We start from the raw sequence: 17,301 nt of genomic DNA, 5'->3' as shown, positions 1-17,301 counted from the left end.
GTCATAGGGGGCGGCGCCGCCGAGATGCACACCGGCGACGCCGAGAGCTTCACCGGCGCCGCCCCCTATGACGGCGTGCTGCTGGACGCGCCCTGCAGCGCCACCGGCACCATCCGCCGCCACCCCGACGTGCCGCGGCTGAAGGGGCCGGAGGACGTGGCCAAGCTGGCCGCGGCCCAGGCGCGGATGCTGCGCCGCGCGGTCGAGCTGGTGCGGCCCGGCGGCATCCTGATCTGGTGCACCTGCTCGCTGCTGCCGGAGGAGGGCGAGGCGCAGATCGACCGGCTGCTGGCCGAGGATGAGCGCCTGGCCCGCGTGCCGGTGGCGGCGGCGGAGATCGGCGGGTCGGCCGAGCTGCTGACCCCGGCCGGCGACGTCCGCACCCTGCCCTCGCACTGGCCGGATCACGGCGGCCTGGACGGCTTCCACATCGCCCGGCTGAAGCGGCGCACCTGAGCCTCCGGCGCTTGAGACAATAATCAGACAAAACAATTGCGCTCCGCCGCGCTCTCTTTCACAGTTCCGCCCGAAACGAGGCCGGAATTACCGGGCCAGGGGAGGAACGGAGCGGGATGGCGCTTCTGGAGCTGCGCGACATCGCCAAGCATTTCGGGGCGATCCATGCCCTGAACGGCGTCAGCTGGTCGATCGAGCCGGGCGAGGTGGTCGGGCTGATGGGCGACAACGGCGCCGGCAAGTCCACCCTGGTCAAGGTCATGGCCGGCAACTTCCCGCCGACCTCCGGCGAGATGCTGCTGGACGGCAGGCCGGTGCATTTTCACAAGCCGGTCGACGCCCGCGAGGCCGGGATCGAGGTGGTCTACCAGGACCTCGCTTTGGCCGACAACCTGACCGCCGCCGCCAACGTCTTCCTCGGCCGCGAGCTGAATACCGGGGTCTGGCCGCTGCGCCGGCTGGACCACGGCGCCATGAACCGCAAGGCGCAGGCGCTGTTCGCCGAGCTGAAGTCGGAGACCCGCGCCGGCGACCTGGTGCGGCTGATGTCGGGCGGCCAGCGCCAGGCCGTGGCCATCGCCCGCACCCGCCTGGCCAACGCCAAGCTGATCCTGATGGACGAGCCGACCGCGGCGATCAGCGTACGCCAGGTGCATGAGGTGCTGGAGCTGATCCGCCGGCTGCGCGACGGCGGCATCGCCGTGATCCTGATCAGCCACCGCATGCCCGACGTGTTCGAGGTCTGCGACCGGGTGATCGTGATGCGCCGCGGCCGCAAGGTCGCCGACAAGCGCATCGCCGAGAGCTCGCCCCAGGAGGTGACCGGGCTGATCACCGGCGCGCTGGAGGCGGCGTGATGGCGACGGCGGCAATGAACTTCGACAACGTCCGCAGGCAGGGGCCGCTGCATCGGATTCTGTCGTCCCAGATCACCTATGTGCTGGCGGCGCTGGTGATCCTGATGGTGGTCATGACCATCGCGTCGGACAAGTTCATGACCGGGCGCAACCTGCAGAACGTCGCCCAGAACTTCTCCTATATCGCCATCGCGGCGCTGGGGCAGACGCTGGTGATCATCCTGGCCGGCATCGACCTGTCGGTCGGCTCGGTGATGGCGCTCGGCGCCGTCGCCACCAGCCTGGCGATGAACTGGACCGCCGACTGGGCGCTGTTCGCCGACTGGCCCGGCCTGGCCCTGGCCTTCGGCGTGCTGGCGGGCGTCGCGGCCGGCGGCGTGGTCGGGCTGGTCAACGGCCTGCTGATCGCCCGGCTGGGCCTGTCGCCCTTCGTCACCACGCTGGGCATGCTCAGCGTCTGCCGCAGCCTGGTCTATGTCGTCACCCAGGGCCGCGGCTCGCCCACCGCCGGGCCGGCCAAGGAGCTGTTCCGGACGCTGGGCAACGAGCCGATCTTCGGCACCGTGCCGCCGTCGCTGATCTACATGGCGGTGCTGGCGGTGATGATCTGGTACCTGCTGCGCCACATGCAGTGGGGCCGGCATGTCTTCGCCATCGGCGGCAACGAGAAGGCGGCAGCGCTGACCGGCGTGCCGGTCGAGCGGGTCAAGATCTCGGTCTACGTCTTCTGCAGCGCCCTGGCCGGCTTCACCGGCGTGCTGCTGCTGGCCTGGCTCGGCTCCGCCCCCGCCAACACCGCGGTCGGCTACGAGCTGCGGGTGATCGCCGCCTCGGTGATCGGCGGCGCCAACCTGACCGGCGGCCTCGGCGGGCCGCTCGGCGCCATCACCGGCGCGGCGCTGATCGAGGTCATCCGCAACGGTTTGATCCTGGGCGGCGTGCAGCCTTACTGGCAGGATTTCTTCGTCGGCGTGTTCATCATCCTGGCCGTGCTGCTCGACCGGATCCGGTCGAAACGCGCAGCCTAAAACGCGTTTTCAACAAGGGGAGGATCCATCATGAAGAAGCTTCTTTTGGCCGCGGTGGCGCTGGGCGCCGTCATGGCCATGGCCGGCGGCGCGAACGCGCAGGACAAGCTGCGCTTCGCCCTGGTGCCGAAGGCCATGAACAATCCCTATTTCGACCTGTCGCGGGACGGCTGCATGGACGCCGCCAAGAAGCTCGGCGTCGAATGCGTCTATATCGGCCCGGTGGAGCACGAGCCGGCCAGCGAGGCGCAGATCGTGCAGGACCTGATCACCCAGGGCATCGACGGCCTCGCGATCTCGGTCGCCGATGTCGACGCCATGACCAATGTCATCAACCAGGCGGTCGAGGCCGGCATCCCGACCATCACCTTCGACGCCGACGCCCCGGGGTCGAAGCGCCAGGCCTTCGTCGGCACCGACAACTACGCCATGGGCAAGGCGATCGGCGAGATGGCGGCCAAGCTGCATCCGGGCGGCGGCACCTTCGCCCTGGTCTCGGGCGGCCCGGCCGCGGCCAATCTGAACGACCGCGTGCGCGGCACCATCGACGGGCTGGGCGCCGGCTGGACCCAGGTCGAGGGCTCGCCCCTCTACTGCAACGACGACGCCGCCCTGGCGGTGCAGCAGCTGCAGGACACGCTGACCGCCCATCCGGACATCGACGCGCTGCTGCCGGTCGGCGGCTGGCCGCTGTTCGTGCCGGACGCCTTCCGCAACTTCGCCGAGCCGATCAAGGCCAAGCTGGCCTCGAAGGAGGTCGTGCTGGTCTCGGCCGACACGCTGAAGTCGGAGCTGGAGCTGCTGCGCGACGGCTACGCCAACGGCCTGATCGGCCAGCAGCCCTATGAGATGGGCGCGCTGGCGATGGAGATGCTGCAGAAGCTGAAGAAGGGCGAGAAGGTCCAGGAGATCACCACCGTCGGCCTCGACACGGTGACCCCGGACAACGTCCAGGAATTCCTGGCCAAGGCGAAGTAGGCCTTTCGGGCGAAACGGGCCGGGGTGGTGCGCCGCCCCGGCCCTTCCTTCGGCGCCACGGTCTCGTCACGGTTGTGACGCGGCCGGTCCCTTGTTATGAGGACGATCATGGTCAAGCCCGTCCTGATCGCTCCCTCCATCCTCTCCGCCGATTTCGCCCGCCTGGGTGAGGAGGCCCGTGCCATGACCGAGGCCGGAGCCGACTGGCTCCATCTCGACATCATGGACGGGCATTTCGTGCCCAACATCACCTTCGGCCCGACCGTGGTGAAGGCGCTGCGGCCCTGGTCGGCCCTGCCCTTCGACACCCATCTGATGATCGGCCCGGCCGATCCCTACATCCCGGCCTTCGCCGAGGCGGGGGTGGACCGGATCAGCTTCCACCCCGAGGCCGGGCCGCACCCGCACCGCACCGTCCAGCTGATCCGCTCGCTCGGCAAGGCGCCGGGGGTGGTGCTGAGCCCGGGCACGCCGATCGCCATGGTCGAGGAGCTGCTGGGCGACATCGACCTGGTGCTGGTGATGACGGTCAATCCCGGCTTCGGCGGCCAGAGCTTCATCGAAAGCCAGCTCGACAAGATCGCCCGGCTGCGCGCCCTGATCGACAAGAGCGGCCGCGACGTGCGGCTGGAGGTCGATGGCGGCGTCACGCCGGAGACGGCGCCGCGGGTGATCGCCGCCGGCGCCGACACCCTGGTGGCCGGCACCGCGGCCTTCCGCGGCGGCCCCGGCGCCTATGCCGGCAACATCGCCGCGATCCGCGGCAAAAGCTGAGACATGCGGAACCCGCGCAGCCTGACCCGCAACGTCCAGGACCAGCTGGCGCGGTTCGCCTATTCGAACCCGCTCTATTCCGTGGCGCTGGGGCGCAAGGGGCCGCGCGACCTGCTGATGGTGCCGCCCGATCCCTGGCCCGGCGATGCCGAGCGCGGCGTCGCCCTGATCGCCGGGATGTACCGGCTGGGCGGCCAGACCTACGAGGCGGCCACCGCCGCGCCATGGGAGCCGTTCGGCGCCGCCCCCGACTTCATCGCGGCGCTGCACGGCTTCGAATGGCTGCGCGACCTGCGCGCGGCCGGCGGCGACCAAGCCCGGCGCCAGGCCCGCCGGCTGATCGACCACTGGATCGAACGCTACGACCGCTGGCATCCGCTGACCTGGCAGCCGGACATCCTGGGCCAGCGCATCGCCAGCTGGCTCGGCGCCCACGACTTCTTCTGCGCCAGCGCCGATGACGATTTCCGGACGCGCGTCTTCGCCAGCCTGTCGCGGCAGCTGCGCCACCTGACCCGCGTCGCCGACGGCGACCCGGTGGACCCGCGCCAGATCCAGACCGTGCGCGGGCTGGTCTACGGCGCCGTCGCCCTGCCCCAGGGCCGGCCGCGGCTGGACCAGGCCCAGCGCATCCTGGGCAAGTGCTTGCCGCGCCAGATCCTGCCGGATGGCGGGCACGTCCAGCGCAACCCGGCGGTGCACCTGACCGTGCTGCGCCAGCTGATCGACATCCGCGCCGCCTTCCGCGCCGCCCAGGCGCATGTGCCGGACGCGCTGCACCTGGCGATCGACCGGATGGCCCCGGCGCTGCGCCTGCTGCGCCATGGCGACGGCGGCTTCGCCCTGTTCAACGACGCGCAGGAGGGCGAGCCGGTGCTGATCGACGCCGTGCTGTCGCAGGCCGATTCCAAGGCCCGGGCGCCGAAGAGCGCACGGCACAGCGGCTTCGAGCGGGCGATGGCCGGCCGCACCCTGCTACTGCTCGACGTCGGCGCGCCGCCGCCGGCCGGCGCCGATGACGGCGCCCATGCCGGGCTGCTGTCCTTCGAGATGTCGGTCGGGCGCGAGCGCATGATCGTCAATTGCGGCGCCTGGCCCGGCCGCGGCAGCGCCGAGGACAGCGCCTGGCACACCGCGCTGCGCGGCACCCCGGCCCATTCCACGCTGTCCGTCGCCGGCCGCGATTCGGCCGAGGTGCTGCGCGACGCCGGCATCGGCAAGCGGCCGCACGGCATCGAGGTCGACCGGCAGGAGACGCCGCAATCGGTGCTGATCGACGCCTGGCACGACGGCTACCGCGAGGCGCTGGGCCTGATCCACCGCCGCCGGCTGGAGCTGTCGGCCAATGGCGACGAGCTGCGCGGCGAGGACATCCTGTTCGCCGAGACCGATGCGGCCCGCGGCCTGCCCTTCGCCATCCGCTTCCACCTGCACCCGGCCCTGCAGCTGTCGCCGGTGCAGGGCGGCAGCTCGGTGATCATCCGCCTGCCCGGCGGCGACGGCTGGCGGCTGCGCGGCTATGGCGGCGAGGTGGCGCTGGAGGAAGGCATCTATGCCGGCCGCGGCACCGATCGGCGCAAGACCACGCAAGTCGTGATCTGGGGCGAGGTCGGCGCCGAGAGCACCGGCGTGCAGTGGATCCTGCGTCGCGAGCGTCGGCTGGCGTGATGGCCGAAGGACGGCCCGCTTGAGCCGCCTGCTCACGACTTCGCTGCCGGAGTTCTTGAGCACGGGCACTTGCGGACCGCTGCGGCAGGGAGCCACCCGGAGGCAGATCGCGTCGCTATGTGGCCGTCCTTCTGAGGACGGCGCGCGTCTGGGCGCGCACAAGCCACTGTACTGCTTCTACGGATCGATCGAGATCGGCTTCAGCGCGGCCACCGACGTGGTGGCGTATGTGCAGATCGAGAACACCGACCGGCGCGGCCGTTTCCGCGGTTTCAGGAGAATCGCGCTCCGCAGTCACGGCTGTGCCCTGAAGGGGTGCGATATTCCGACTTTTCGACGATTTGCCCGTGCGCATGGCATCCGCCTGATACGGGTCCTGCCGCCCTGGCATGATCCGGAAGTGATGTGCCTCGCGACGAAAGCCGGCGTCGTGGCGTGGTTCGGCAGAGATGTGGATAGCGGCGAAACTTGGCTCCAGAGCTTGATCACCGAGGACATCTCTCGTTTCGGCGGCCGGCGGGTCCCTGGAATGAGTCGTCGCTCGATCCGCCGTCGACATCCCGTCCCGTCGGGTCTAAAGACGGCGCAGTCCCGTCCTGGAGCCCGCCGATCATGACCGAAGCCGCCCTGCCGATCCGCCGCGCGCTGATCTCCGTCTCCGACAAGACCGGCATCGTCGAGTTCGCCCGGTTCCTGGCCGAGCGCGGGGTCGAGATCCTGTCGACCGGCGGCTCCTACAAGGCGCTGGCGGACGCCAGCATCCCGGTCAAGGAGGTGTCGGCCCATACCGGCTTCCCCGAGATCATGGACGGCCGGGTCAAGACCCTGCATCCGAAGATCCATGGCGGCCTGCTGGCCCGGCGCGACAGCGACGAGCATCTCGAGGCGATGACCGATTACGGCATCGCGCCGATCGACCTGCTGGTCTCGAACCTGTACCCGTTCGAGGCGACGATCGCGCGCGGCGCCAGCTTCGACGACGGCATCGAGAACATCGACATCGGCGGCCCGGCGATGACCCGCGCCGCGGCCAAGAACCACGCCTTCGTCGCCGTCGTCACCTCGCCGGTCGACTATGAGCCGCTGCGGCTGGAGATCGCGTCCCATGGCGGCACGCTGGGCGCCACCCGCCGCCGCCTGGCCGCCGCCGCCTTCGCCCGCACCGCCGCCTATGACGCCGCCATCGCCGGCTGGTTCGCCGAGGTCGAGGGCGAGACCTTCCCGCCGCGCCTGTCGCTGTCCGGCAAGCTGGCGGAGACGCTGCGCTACGGCGAGAACCCGCACCAGGCCGCGGCGCTGTATCTGAGCGGCCCGTCGGTGCCCGGCCCGGCCACGGCCGAGCAGGTGCAGGGCAAGGAGCTGAGCTACAACAACATCCTCGACGCCGACGCGGCCTTCGAGGCGGTGTCGGAGTTCACCGAGCCCGCGGTCGTCATCGTCAAGCACGCCAACCCCTGCGGCGTCGCCGTCGCCGCCACGCTGGGCGAGGCCTATGCCCGGGCGCTGGCCTGCGACCCGATCAGCGCCTTCGGCGGCATCATCGCCGCCAACCGGCCGATCGACGCCGCCACGGCCCAGGCGATCACCGCGCTGTTCGCCGAGGTGGTGATCGCGCCGGAGGTCGAGCCGGCGGCCGCGGCCGTGTTCGCCGCCAAGGCCAATCTGCGGGTGCTGAAGACCGGCGGGGTGCAGGACCCGACGCAGCGCCGCCGCATCCTGCGCAGCGTCGCCGGCGGCTTCCTGACCCAGACCCGCGACGATGCGGCGCCGGAGGCGTCGGAGCTGAAGCTGGTCACCCGCAAGGCGCCGACCCCGGCGCAGATCGAGGACCTGCTGTTCGCCACCCAGGTGGCGAAGCATGTCCGCTCCAACGCCATCGTCTTCGCCAAGGGCCGCAGCACGGTCGGCATCGGCGCCGGGCAGATGAGCCGGGTGGACAGCGTCAAGATCGCGGTGGCGAAGTCGGCCGAGGCGGCCAAGGCGGCCGGCGAGACCGGCTCGCGCATCGCCGGGTCGGTGGCGGCGTCGGAGGCGTTCTTCCCCTTCGCCGACGGCCTGCTGGCCCTGGTCGAGGCCGGCGCCACCGCGGTGATCCAGCCCGGCGGCTCGATGCGTGACCGCGAGGTGATCGACGCCGCCGACCAGGCCGGCATCGCCATGGTGTTCACGGGGCGCCGCCACTTCCGGCATTGACGCGCGGGCCGGCGTCCAGCGCGCCGCCGATCGCCATGGTCTCGCAGCTGGCCTTCAGCACCGTGTGGCCGAGCACGATGAAATTGATCGTCGGCGCCAGCGCCACATAGATCCCGATGGCAATGACCGAGAGCATGTTGGCGCCCGGCCGCGGCAGGCGCGTCCGCCACACCTCCAGCCATTCGAAGATGGTCGGCAGCAGCAGGCCGACGACGAAGACCACGGTGATGACCGTGAGCAGGATCGCCGGTCCCAGCACGTCGCCCAGGCGCAGGCGGCTGTCGAGCGTCACCCCGGCGACGCTGATGGACGAGGTCCAGCTGCGGAACTCGCGCACGCGATACCACACCAGCGCGATGCCCAGCGTCGGTGCGGCCAGCAGCATGGCCAGGATCCAGGGCCAGATCAGCGTCACTCCCCACGCCTCCATGCGGAACGGCACGGTGCCGTAGCGGGCGCTGTTGACGATCGTCCGTACCTGCCAGGTCCGCAGCAGCGGCACGCAGATGCCGAGCGTCGCCAGCGCCAGCAGCGAATAGCCGATGGTGCCCAGGACGAAGCGATGGGCCTCGCCGTCGAGGCCGAAGCGGATGCCGCGCCACAGGGTGCGCGACAGCCGGTAGCGCATGGCGAGATAGACCGCCGCGACCGCGAGCACCGCCAGGATCAGGGAGAACGCCATCGCCGCCAGTGGCAGGCCGATCCCGGAGTGCAGCAGCGAGCCCACCCAGTCGAGGACGAGCATCGCCACGCCGATGCCGATCAGCAGGGCGACAGCCTTGAGAAAGCCGAGGAACAGCTCCTTGCCGGTGCCGGTGTATTCGAGGGGCTCGCCATCGACGCCGACAGCAGCCCAGACCGCCCGCCGGATCTGGGTTCGGCCCCAGAAATTGTAGATGCCCAGCGTCACCAGCGACAGCAGCACCGTTTTCAGGAACAGGCCGCCGATCCCGAACCGGCTGCCGTTGTAATCCACGCGTCCCGTCCGGGGCGCCGCATCCGCAATCGGCATCTGGACATGCCCCCCGCCCTTGCCGACCACAGTCCTGGAAGCGGGCAGGCCTGTCAAATTGTCGGTCTCACCCCCGCCGCGGCTCCCGCACCGTCGCCACGATCAGCCCGCCGAGCGCGAACAGGGCGATGACCGTGGCCATGCCGGCGCGCTGGGTGGCGAAGGCAGCGGTGGCGCCGGCGAACAGCCAGGGGCCGAGGAAGCCGGTGGCGCGGCCGGTCAGGCCGTAGAGGCCGTAGGCCTCGCCCTCGCCGCCCGGCGGCGCCATCCGGCCCATCAGGGTGCGGCTGGCCGCCTGGGCCGGCCCCAGGAACAGGCCCAGCACCAGGGCCAGGCCGATGAACCAGTAGGGGTCGGTGACCAGGATGATCGGCACGCCGAGGGCGACGAGCCCGACGATCGAGATCAGGATCGTCGGCTTCGACCCGATCGCGTCGTCGACCCAGGCGAACAGGATCGAGCCGATGCCGGAGGTGACGTTGAGCCCGATCGCGAACAGCACCAGCTGGCCGAAGTCGAGCCCCAGCGCGCCCGCGGCGTAGATGCCGCCGAAGGCGAACAGCATGTTGAAGCCTTCGCGGTAGATCGCGCTGCCGACCAGGAACCGCACCAGGTTGCCCTGCCCCGGCAGCGACTTCAGCGTGCGCCACAGGTCGGCCAGGCCGCGGCGGATCGCGGCCCCGATCGGCGCGCCGCCCGGCCGCTCGTGGACCAGCAGCAGCAGCGGCAGGGCGAACACCACCCACCACAGCGCCACCAGCGGCCCGGTGGCGCGCGGGCCGGCGGACTCCACCGCCGGCAGCGGCAGCAGCGGCGCGGCGCCGCCGAAGCCGATCAGCCCGAACAGCGCGATCACCAGGCACACCAGCCCGCCGAAATAGCCGAGGCCCCAGCCCCAGCCGGAGACGCGGCCGAGCATGCCCGGCGGCGCCACGTCGATCAGCAGGGCGTTGTAGAAGACGTAGGACAGCTCGAAGGCGATGCTGGCAAGGCCGACCAGCAGCATCGCCGGGATGATCCAGGAGGGGTCCGGCGCGGCGAACCAGAGCAGCGCCACCACGATGCCGCCGGAGCCGACGGCGACGCCCCACAGCGCCGCGCCGTGGTCGGCATCGCCGACGATGCCCTTGGTGAAATAGACCGAGAAGACGAAGGTGCCGATGACCGTGTTGAAGGCGCTCATCGCCCAGTCGTAGAGGCACCAGCCGAAGATCGCGCCCCGCGAGTTTGCGCGCGGGACGGAGGCGGCCTCGGCGGTCATGGGCGGCCTGCTATTGTGGAGGGGGCCGCCTCACCCCCAAGGCCCGCGGCCCTGGGCCGGGGCGACGCCCGCCATCCGCTGCAGCGCGGCGACGCGGTTGGCGGTCTTGGGGTGTGTCGAGAACAGGCTGTCGACCGCATGGGCGTGGAGCGGATTGATGATGAACATGTGGGCGGTGGCGGGATTCCGCTCCGCCGCACCGTAGTCGATCCGCTTCGAGAACGCCTCGATCTTTTCCAGCGCCGAGGCCAGCCACAGCGGCCGGCCGCAGATCTCGGCCCCGACCCGGTCGGCCTCGTATTCGCGCGACCGGCTGATCGCCATCTGCACCAGCATGGCGGCGACCGGCGCCAGGATCACGGTCAGGATCACGCCGATGAAGCCGAGCGGGTTGTTGCGATTGTCGCCGCCGCCGAAGAACAGGCCGAAATTGGCCAGCATCGACAAAGCACCGGCGATCGTCGCGGTGATCGTCATGATCAGCGTGTCGCGGTTGCGGATATGCGCCAGCTCATGCGCCATCACCCCTGCCACCTCCTCCGCCGACAGCCGGCTCAGCATGCCGGTGGTGGCGGCGACCGCGGCATTCTGCGGGTTGCGGCCGGTGGCGAAGGCGTTCGGCTGGTCGGTGTCGATGATGTAGACCCGCGGCATCGGCAGCTGCGCCTGCTCGGCCAGCCGGGCGACGAGGTTGTAGAAGTCGGGCGCGGTGCGGGCATCGACCTCGCGCGCATTGTGCATGCGCAGCACCATCTTGTCCGCGTTCCAGTAGGCGAACAGGTTCATGCCCACCGCCACCAGCAGCGCGATCATCATTCCGCCCCGCCCGCCCAGCAGCCAGCCCACCGCCATGAACAGCGCGGTGAGGGCCGCCAGCAGCATCGCCGTGCGGATATAGCCCGACATCGATTCCTCCGTTGTCTCGTCCCGGATCAAATGGCCCCGGCCCGCGTCTGATCAAGCCTGGACACGGCGGCCGCGCCGCGCCATATCCAGGGCATGAGCGAGACCCCCAAGCCTCTGTCACCCGAGGAATTGGCCGAGCGCATCGACCCGCGAACGGGCGCGCCAGTCGAGATCGTGCCGCAGAAGCCCGGCGAGATCGGCGGCCCCAAGGGGCTGGAGCCGACCCGCTACGGCGATTGGGACGTGAACGGCCGCTGCTCGGATTTCTGAGCCCCTAGGCGGCCGGCAGCGTCACCGTCGATCGGAACTTCGCCGCCAGATGCGGGCCTGACAGGACCGGTGGGTATTTGGGTGCTTCACCCGGGCCGAGGCAGCTCGGCAGGCAGGCGATCTCCGCATCCCAGTTCGGCTGGTGGAAGAAGGCGATCGACTGGCGCCGGGTCGACCCGGCGGCATCCGGCGGCGGGTTGACGACGCGGTGCAGGGTCGAGCGCCAGCGATCGTTGGTCCAGCGCGCCATCAGATCGCCGAGATTGATCACGAAGCCGCCCGGCACCGCCGGCACCGCGTGCCAGGCCCCGTCCGGCCCCTGCTCCTCCAGCCCGCCCGGCGCATCCTGCGGCAGCAGGATGGTCAGCGAGCCGTAATCGGTGTGGGCGCCGGCGCGCAGCTGCCCCGGCTCCGGCGGCACCGGCTGGTCCGGATAGTTCAGCAGCCGCAGCGCGCTGATCGCCCGGTCGATCCGGCTGTCGAAGAAACCTTCCGGCAGTTCCAGGCCGAGCGCGAACAGCCGCATCAGCCGGCCGGCGAGATCGGACAGGGCCTGGTAATAGGCCAGCATGGCATCGCGGAAGCCGGGCGGTTCGGCCGGCCACAGATTGGCGGCCCAGGCGAAGGCGATCGCGTCCGCCGAATCGGGCGGCGGCGTCAGATCGGCCGGGCCGATCGAGAAGCTCTCCTTCAGGTCAGGCGGCCGCCGGTCGCCGAGCGACCGGGCCAGACTCTCTCCCGCCACCGGCGAATAGCCGTAGGGATAGCCGGGCCGCGGCATCACCACGCTCCGCTTCGCCGCCTCGGGCAGGTCGAAGAAGGCGCGGGCAGCGGCCCAGCCGCGGTTGATCACCGCCGCCGGCACGCCATGGCCGGTCACCACCAGGAAGCCGACGCGCGCGCAGGCCTCGGCCACCGCAGCGGCCACCGGCCCCGTTTCCCCCGCCAAAGCGGGCGCCAGATCGATCACCGGCACCAGGCTCATCCGCACCTCCCCTGTCCGGCACTATCTCACGACGCCGCGCCGCCGCGGTCAAAGCCTGTTCTCGTGTCGCCCGGCGGTCAGTCCCGGGTCGCCTCGCGCGCGGCCTCCGCCACCTGCCGGCGCACCCAGGCATGGGCCGGGTCGTCCTGCCGCCGCTCGTGCCAGATCATCGACACGGTGAGGGGCTCGATCTCGAGCGGCAGCTCCAGCACCTCGATCGGCGTGGTGGCGGCGATGCGGCGCGCCAGCCGGCGCGGCAGCGACAGGATCATGTCGGTCTCGGCCACCAGCATCGGCGCGGCGATGAAATGCGGCATCCGCATCGCCACCCGCCGGGTCAGCCCGTGCCGGGCCAGCGCCACGTCGACCGGCGCCTCGCCGCGGCCGGTGATGATCACCAGCAGATGCGACAGGGCGGCGAAGCGCTCCAGCGTCAGCCCCGCCGCGATCACCGGATGGCCGCGGCGGACGGCGCAGACCAGGTCCTCGTCGTAGAGCGCCCGGCGGAAGAAGCCGGCCGGCAGGGTGTCGTAGACGCCGAGCGCCAGGTCGGCGGCATCCGCGGCGATCGGCTCGGCATGGTCGCCGGCCAGAGGCGGAATCTCCAGGTCCAGCCCCGGCGCCAGGCGCGACAGCCGCGCCACCAGAGCCGGCATCACCAGCAGGGTGGTGTAGTCGACGCCGACGATGGTGACGCGGCCCCGTGCCGTCGCCGGGTCGAAGGCCGCCGGCGCCACGATCGCCCGGGCGCCCTCCAGCAGCCGCGCCACCGGCTCGGCCAGGGCGGCGGCCCGCGGCGTCAGCTCCAGCCCCTGCGGCGTCCGCACCACGATCCGGTCGGCCAGCAGCCGACGCAGCCGGCCGAGCGCCCGGCTGGCCGCCGGCTGGCTGAGGCCGAGCCGCAGCCCGGCCCGGGTGACGCTGCGCTCGCGCAGCAGCGCGTCGAGCAGCTTCAGCAGGTTGAGGTCGACTCCGGCCAGATCCACTTCACGCATGCAGACGATCATATCCATGCATTTGCGATATGGCCACCGCCGTCGCATCTCTTCGGCACCGACCCGGCTGCGGGCGGGTGAATGCAGGAGAGAGCCATGTATGTCGTCGCCGGCGTGAGCGGGAACACGGGCGCCGCCACCGCCCGAACCCTGATCGAGGCGGGCGAGCGCGTCCGCGTTCTGGTTCGCGATGCCGCCAAGGGAGAGAGCTGGGCGCGGCAGGGCGCCGAGGTCGCGGTCGCCGACCTCGCCGATGCCGCGGCGCTGACCGCCGCCCTGTCCGGGGCGCGCGGCGCCTATCTGCTGAACCCGACCGGCTATGCGGCGGAGGATCCCTTCCGCGACGCCGCGGTCGTGGCGGACAGCATCGCCCAGGCGGCGACCGCCGCCCGCCTGCCGAAGCTGGTGGTTCTGTCCTCGGTCGCCGCGGACCGGCCGAGCGGAACCGGGATCATCGCCACCCTCCGGACCCTGGAGCAGCGGCTGGCCGGGATCGGCCTGCCGGTGACCTTCATCCGCGCCGCCTATTTCATGGAGAACTGGGCGGAGGTGGCCGGCGTCGCCGCCGCCGAGGGCGTGCTGCCCAGCTTCCTGGCGCCGCTCGACCGGGCCATCCCGATGGTCGCCACCGCCGATATCGGCCGCGCCGCCGCCGAGACCCTGCGCCAGGACTGGGCCGGGCGCCGGACGATCGCCCTGCAGGGACCGGCTGTTTACTCTCCGAACGACGTCGCCGCGGCCTTCGCCCGGGCGCTCGGCAAGCCGGTGCAGGCCGTCGCCGTGCCGGAGGCCGGCTGGGCCGAGGCCCTGTCGCATGGCGGTTTCTCGGCGCGCAGCATCGCCGGCTTCACCGAGATGATGCGGGGCCTCAACAGCGGCCATGTCGACTTCGGCAGCGATCCGGCCGCCGAGCCGAGGGGCAAGGCCCCTCGCCCACCGATCACTTCAGCGCCGACAGGTCGAGCGGCCCGGGCAGAGCTTTGGCCAGTTGCTCGGCGGCCTGCTGGCCGAGCAGCGTGGACGCCAGATCGGCCGCCTTCTTCGCCCGGCCGTAATCGCCGCTGCCATAGGCCGAGTCGGCCTGGTCGAGCGCGTCGTGAATGTCGTCGGCCAAGGCCGGCCGGATGCCCCATCCGGCCAACGCCACCAGCAGCGGCACGAAGATGTACTTCATATTAGCCCCACTTCGGATGCCGCGGCCGAACGATCCGGCCGCGCCCCTGCATCCATGGCGGCAATCCTGGCGCGCCGGCACCGGCCCGCCAGTGACCGCGCGCACAGACGAAACTGTCGCGAGCCCTGCGCTGAACGAATTCCTGTGTCCAATTGTCCGGTCTTTTCGTCGCGACATTGTCGGCGCAGGCTGTAACCCTGCCGCCCAAAAAATAAAACGCCCGCCGGAAGACCTCCCCATGTTCCGCTTTTTCGAAGCCCGCGTGCTGCCGACCGCCACGGGCATGCCTGGCCAGCCGCCGGGCAACCTGCTGCGGTTCTACTGGTTCTTCCTGCGACAGGTCCGCTGGTACTACGTCGCCCTGCTCGGCGCCGGGCTGGCCGTCGCGCTGCTCGACGCGCTGATCCCGGTGTTCATCGGCCGGGTCGTCACCCTGCTCAGCACCGTCACGCCCGAAGCGCTGTTCGCCGACCATTGGCACCTGCTGGCCGGCATGACGGCGGTGCTGCTGGTGTGCCGCCCTGCTGCCTTGTTCCTGCAGGCGCTGATCACCAACCAGATCATCGCCTCGGGCTTCACCAACCTGGTCCGGTGGCAGAGCCACTGGCACGTCGTGCGGCAGAGCTGGACCTTCTTCCAGAACGACTTCGCCGGCCGCATCGCCAACCGGGTGATGCAGACCGGCGTGGCCCTGCGCGACAGCACGGTGACGTCGATCGTCGCGGTCTGGTACCTGACCGTCTACGGCACCAGCGCGCTGGTGCTGCTGGCCAGCGCCGACCTGTGGCTGGCGCTGCCGACCGTCGGCTGGTTCGCGGTCTACATCCTCCTCCTCACCTATTTCGTGCCGCGGCTGAAGCAGCGCTCGCTGGAGATGTCGGAGGCGCGGTCGCTGCTGACCGGCCGGATCGTCGACAGCTACACCAACATCCTGACGGTGAAGCTGTTCGCCCGGGCGAAGGAGGAGGACGAGTACGTCCGCGAGGCGGTGGATGGCCACACCACGATCTTCCGCAGCCAGCTGCGGCTGATCACCCTGTTCAACCTGTGCCTGTCGACCACCAACGCGACGCTGGTGGTGTCGACCGCGGCCATCGCCATTCTGCTGTGGAGCCGGGGGCTGGTGGCGCTGGGCGCCGTCGCCATGGTGCTGCCGCTGACCTGGCAGATCGTCAACATGGCCGGCTGGGTGGCGCAGCAGGTGACCACGATCTTCGAGAATATCGGCGTGGTGCAGGAAGGCATGATCTCGATCGCCAACCCGCTGCGGCTGGTCGACAAGCCGGGCGCCAAGCGGCTGAAGGTGACCGAGGGCGGCATCCGCTTCGACCAGGTCAGCTTCAACTACGGCCGGCCGGGCGGGGTGATCGAGAACATGAACCTCGACATCCGGCCGGGCGAGAAGATCGGCCTCGTCGGCCGCTCCGGCGCCGGCAAGTCGACCCTGGTCAACCTGCTGCTGCGCTTCTTCGACCTGGAGCGCGGCCGCATCCTGATCGACGGCCAGGACATCGCCGGGGTGACGCAGGAGAGCCTGCGCGAGCAGATCTCGGTGGTGACCCAGGACACCTCGCTGCTGCACCGGTCGATCTTCGAGAACCTGAATTACGGCCGGCCGACCGCGACCGAGGCCGAGGTGGTGGCCGCGGCCAAGCAGGCGCACGCCCACGACTTCATCCTGGATGTCGAGGACTGGCGCGGCCGGCGCGGCTACGAGGCCCATGTCGGCGAGCGCGGCGTCAAGCTGTCCGGCGGCCAGCGCCAGCGCGTGGCGATCGCCCGGGTGGTCTTGAAGAACGCGCCGATCCTGATCCTGGACGAGGCGACCTCGGCGCTCGATTCCGAGGTCGAGGCGGCGATCCAGGAGCAGCTCGAGGACCTGATGGAGGGCAAGACGGTGATCGCCATCGCCCACCGCCTGTCGACCATCGCCCGGATGGACCGGCTGGTGATCCTGGACCGCGGCCGCATCGTCGAGATCGGCAGCCACGAGGAACTGCTGAAGGCCAACGGCCACTACGCCTCGCTGTGGCGCCGCCAGTCCGGCGGCTTCCTCGGCGAGGAGGAGCAGGCGGCGGAGTAGGTGCCGTAGTTCAGGCTGCTTCGGTGATGTCGAGGCGGACCGCCAGCCCGGCCCGGCCCGCGAGATTGATCAGCGCGTCCAGGCTGAAATTGCTGATCCGACCACGCAGCAGGTCGTTCAGCCGCGGCTGCGTGATCTGGAGCCGCCGGGCTGCCTCGGCCTGGGTCACGTCCCAGCCCTGCACCTGCTGACGAAGTGCGATCAGCAAATCCGACCGCATCGTCATGTTCGCGGCCTCGGCCGGCGTGTCCTCCAGCGCATCCCAGACATTGTCGAAGCTCTGGCGTTCCATGGCAGCCTCATCAGATCTGCTGCAACCGTGCAGCAGCCAAGTCCAAATCCTTTTTCGCGGTCTGCTGCGTCTTCTTTTGAAACGCGTGGAGCACGTAGACCGCGTCGCTCCGCCTGACGACATAGATCACCCGGAATGCTCCGGCTTTGTCGCGAATGCGGATCTCACGGACGCCGGAGCCGACCGTCTTCATCGGTTTCCAATCCGATGGGTCCAGCCCGAGCTGGACCTGGCGCAACTCGACACCGGCCTCACGCCGCGCCGTGTCCGGAAACTCCCGAAGGCGATCCAGGGAGTCCCCGAGGAAGACAACGCGCGTCGTCATGCCCAGTCACTTATATCAAAATCAGTATAGACACGACAAGGCGT

At 70.5% G+C, this 17,301-nt stretch carries 17 protein-coding genes and 1 pseudogene; 11 read left to right on the top strand and 7 right to left on the bottom strand.

The window, feature by feature from the left end; genetic code table 11:
• The 8 genes and pseudogenes from ACTOWL_RS15655 to purH form a co-directional block, all read left to right on the top strand.
• Nucleotides 1-456: pseudogene (locus ACTOWL_RS15655) on the top strand (MFS transporter); the annotation flags it as partial.
• 116 nt (nt 457-572) lie between these two features.
• Nucleotides 573-1,313 carry an ATP-binding cassette domain-containing protein gene (locus ACTOWL_RS15650; protein ID WP_441322173.1) on the top strand — a complete coding sequence of 247 codons (741 nt, stop codon included), beginning with the start codon at nt 573-575 and terminating at the stop codon, nt 1,311-1,313.
• The gene (locus ACTOWL_RS15645) at nt 1,313-2,341 is read left to right on the top strand and encodes an ABC transporter permease (RefSeq protein ID WP_441322172.1); all 1,029 of its coding nucleotides are present in this window, start codon (nt 1,313-1,315) and stop codon (nt 2,339-2,341) included. The genes ACTOWL_RS15650 and ACTOWL_RS15645 overlap by 1 nt, the downstream gene beginning before the upstream one ends.
• Nucleotides 2,342-2,371: 30 nt before the next feature.
• On the top strand, nt 2,372-3,319 hold the full coding sequence (locus ACTOWL_RS15640) for a sugar-binding protein (protein ID WP_441322171.1): 948 nt from the start codon (nt 2,372-2,374) through the stop codon (nt 3,317-3,319).
• Between the two features lie 108 nt (nt 3,320-3,427).
• The gene (rpe, locus tag ACTOWL_RS15635; protein WP_441322170.1) at nt 3,428-4,093 is read left to right on the top strand and encodes a ribulose-phosphate 3-epimerase; all 666 of its coding nucleotides are present in this window, start codon (nt 3,428-3,430) and stop codon (nt 4,091-4,093) included.
• A 3-nt stretch (nt 4,094-4,096) separates the two neighbouring features.
• On the top strand, nt 4,097-5,761 hold the full coding sequence (locus tag ACTOWL_RS15630; protein ID WP_441322169.1) for a heparinase II/III family protein: 1,665 nt from the start codon (nt 4,097-4,099) through the stop codon (nt 5,759-5,761).
• 19 nt (nt 5,762-5,780) lie between these two features.
• Nucleotides 5,781-6,377, top strand: coding sequence for a hypothetical protein (locus ACTOWL_RS15625; protein ID WP_441322168.1), 597 nt, complete (start codon nt 5,781-5,783; stop codon nt 6,375-6,377).
• Entirely contained in the window at nt 6,374-7,954 is a 1,581-nt protein-coding gene (gene purH, locus ACTOWL_RS15620; RefSeq protein ID WP_441322167.1) for a bifunctional phosphoribosylaminoimidazolecarboxamide formyltransferase/IMP cyclohydrolase, read from the top strand. The genes ACTOWL_RS15625 and purH overlap by 4 nt, the downstream gene beginning before the upstream one ends.
• Here the strand turns inward: purH and ACTOWL_RS15615 are convergent.
• From ACTOWL_RS15615 to htpX, 3 genes are all read right to left on the bottom strand, one after another.
• On the bottom strand, nt 7,926-8,930 hold the full coding sequence (locus tag ACTOWL_RS15615; RefSeq protein WP_441322166.1) for a DUF898 family protein: 1,005 nt from the start codon (nt 8,928-8,930) through the stop codon (nt 7,926-7,928). The two genes, purH and ACTOWL_RS15615, sit on opposite strands and share 29 nt — an antisense overlap.
• A gap of 103 nt (nt 8,931-9,033) precedes the next feature.
• Nucleotides 9,034-10,227, bottom strand: coding sequence for an MFS transporter (locus ACTOWL_RS15610; protein ID WP_441322165.1), 1,194 nt, complete (start codon nt 10,225-10,227; stop codon nt 9,034-9,036).
• Nucleotides 10,228-10,257: 30 nt separating this feature from the next.
• Nucleotides 10,258-11,133, bottom strand: a complete 876-nt coding sequence (gene htpX, locus ACTOWL_RS15605) for a zinc metalloprotease HtpX (protein WP_441322164.1) — start codon at nt 11,131-11,133, stop codon at nt 10,258-10,260.
• A 93-nt stretch (nt 11,134-11,226) separates the two neighbouring features.
• Here htpX and ACTOWL_RS15600 point away from each other — a divergent pair, with 93 nt between their 5' ends.
• On the top strand, nt 11,227-11,403 hold the full coding sequence (locus tag ACTOWL_RS15600; protein ID WP_441322163.1) for a DUF1674 domain-containing protein: 177 nt from the start codon (nt 11,227-11,229) through the stop codon (nt 11,401-11,403).
• A 4-nt stretch (nt 11,404-11,407) separates the two neighbouring features.
• On the opposite strand, the gene ACTOWL_RS15595 is transcribed toward ACTOWL_RS15600, so the two are convergent.
• Both ACTOWL_RS15595 and ACTOWL_RS15590 read right to left on the bottom strand, forming a co-directional pair.
• Nucleotides 11,408-12,388, bottom strand: coding sequence for an isopenicillin N synthase family dioxygenase (locus ACTOWL_RS15595; RefSeq protein WP_441322162.1), 981 nt, complete (start codon nt 12,386-12,388; stop codon nt 11,408-11,410).
• Nucleotides 12,389-12,465: 77 nt separating this feature from the next.
• Nucleotides 12,466-13,383 carry a LysR family transcriptional regulator gene (locus ACTOWL_RS15590; RefSeq protein ID WP_441322161.1) on the bottom strand — a complete coding sequence of 306 codons (918 nt, stop codon included), beginning with the start codon at nt 13,381-13,383 and terminating at the stop codon, nt 12,466-12,468.
• A gap of 96 nt (nt 13,384-13,479) precedes the next feature.
• On the opposite strand from ACTOWL_RS15590, the gene ACTOWL_RS15585 reads away from it, so the two are divergent.
• Nucleotides 13,480-14,562, top strand: coding sequence for an NmrA family NAD(P)-binding protein (locus ACTOWL_RS15585; protein ID WP_441322160.1), 1,083 nt, complete (start codon nt 13,480-13,482; stop codon nt 14,560-14,562).
• A gap of 233 nt (nt 14,563-14,795) precedes the next feature.
• The gene (locus ACTOWL_RS15580) at nt 14,796-16,640 is read left to right on the top strand and encodes an ABC transporter ATP-binding protein (protein WP_441322159.1); all 1,845 of its coding nucleotides are present in this window, start codon (nt 14,796-14,798) and stop codon (nt 16,638-16,640) included.
• 10 nt (nt 16,641-16,650) lie between these two features.
• Here ACTOWL_RS15580 and ACTOWL_RS15575 read toward each other — a convergent pair whose 3' ends face one another.
• Together ACTOWL_RS15575 and ACTOWL_RS15570 are read right to left on the bottom strand one after the other, a co-directional pair.
• On the bottom strand, nt 16,651-16,932 hold the full coding sequence (locus tag ACTOWL_RS15575) for a helix-turn-helix domain-containing protein (protein WP_441322158.1): 282 nt from the start codon (nt 16,930-16,932) through the stop codon (nt 16,651-16,653).
• Nucleotides 16,933-16,942: 10 nt separating this feature from the next.
• Nucleotides 16,943-17,257 (bottom strand): type II toxin-antitoxin system RelE/ParE family toxin, encoded by a 315-nt coding sequence (locus tag ACTOWL_RS15570; RefSeq protein WP_441322157.1) that lies wholly within the window; start codon nt 17,255-17,257, stop codon nt 16,943-16,945.
• Between the last annotated feature and the right edge of the window lie 44 nt (nt 17,258-17,301).

This window comes from Inquilinus sp. CA228, assembly GCF_052078665.1.
Lineage (GTDB): Bacteria > Pseudomonadota > Alphaproteobacteria > DSM-16000 > Inquilinaceae > Inquilinus.
This window is presented reverse-complemented; position numbering and strand designations above follow the sequence as displayed.

What these genes read in the sequence shown, in the direction of transcription:
- ACTOWL_RS15640 (WP_441322171.1), top strand. Translation starts at nt 2,372, where the DNA reads ATGAAGAAGCTTCTTTTGGCCGCGGTGGCGCTGGGCGCCGTCATGGCC.
- ACTOWL_RS15650 (WP_441322173.1), top strand. Translation starts at nt 573, where the DNA reads ATGGCGCTTCTGGAGCTGCGCGACATCGCCAAGCATTTCGGGGCGATC.
- ACTOWL_RS15575 (WP_441322158.1), bottom strand. Translation starts at nt 16,932, where the DNA reads ATGGAACGCCAGAGCTTCGACAATGTCTGGGATGCGCTGGAGGACACG.
- ACTOWL_RS15590 (WP_441322161.1), bottom strand. Translation starts at nt 13,383, where the DNA reads ATGCGTGAAGTGGATCTGGCCGGAGTCGACCTCAACCTGCTGAAGCTG.
- ACTOWL_RS15570 (WP_441322157.1), bottom strand. Translation starts at nt 17,257, where the DNA reads ATGACGACGCGCGTTGTCTTCCTCGGGGACTCCCTGGATCGCCTTCGG.
- rpe (WP_441322170.1), top strand. Translation starts at nt 3,428, where the DNA reads ATGGTCAAGCCCGTCCTGATCGCTCCCTCCATCCTCTCCGCCGATTTC.
- ACTOWL_RS15630 (WP_441322169.1), top strand. Translation starts at nt 4,097, where the DNA reads ATGCGGAACCCGCGCAGCCTGACCCGCAACGTCCAGGACCAGCTGGCG.
- ACTOWL_RS15600 (WP_441322163.1), top strand. Translation starts at nt 11,227, where the DNA reads ATGAGCGAGACCCCCAAGCCTCTGTCACCCGAGGAATTGGCCGAGCGC.
- ACTOWL_RS15610 (WP_441322165.1), bottom strand. Translation starts at nt 10,227, where the DNA reads ATGACCGCCGAGGCCGCCTCCGTCCCGCGCGCAAACTCGCGGGGCGCG.
- ACTOWL_RS15595 (WP_441322162.1), bottom strand. Translation starts at nt 12,388, where the DNA reads ATGAGCCTGGTGCCGGTGATCGATCTGGCGCCCGCTTTGGCGGGGGAA.
- ACTOWL_RS15585 (WP_441322160.1), top strand. Translation starts at nt 13,480, where the DNA reads ATGTATGTCGTCGCCGGCGTGAGCGGGAACACGGGCGCCGCCACCGCC.
- ACTOWL_RS15580 (WP_441322159.1), top strand. Translation starts at nt 14,796, where the DNA reads ATGTTCCGCTTTTTCGAAGCCCGCGTGCTGCCGACCGCCACGGGCATG.
- purH (WP_441322167.1), top strand. Translation starts at nt 6,374, where the DNA reads ATGACCGAAGCCGCCCTGCCGATCCGCCGCGCGCTGATCTCCGTCTCC.
- htpX (WP_441322164.1), bottom strand. Translation starts at nt 11,133, where the DNA reads ATGTCGGGCTATATCCGCACGGCGATGCTGCTGGCGGCCCTCACCGCG.
- ACTOWL_RS15645 (WP_441322172.1), top strand. Translation starts at nt 1,313, where the DNA reads ATGGCGACGGCGGCAATGAACTTCGACAACGTCCGCAGGCAGGGGCCG.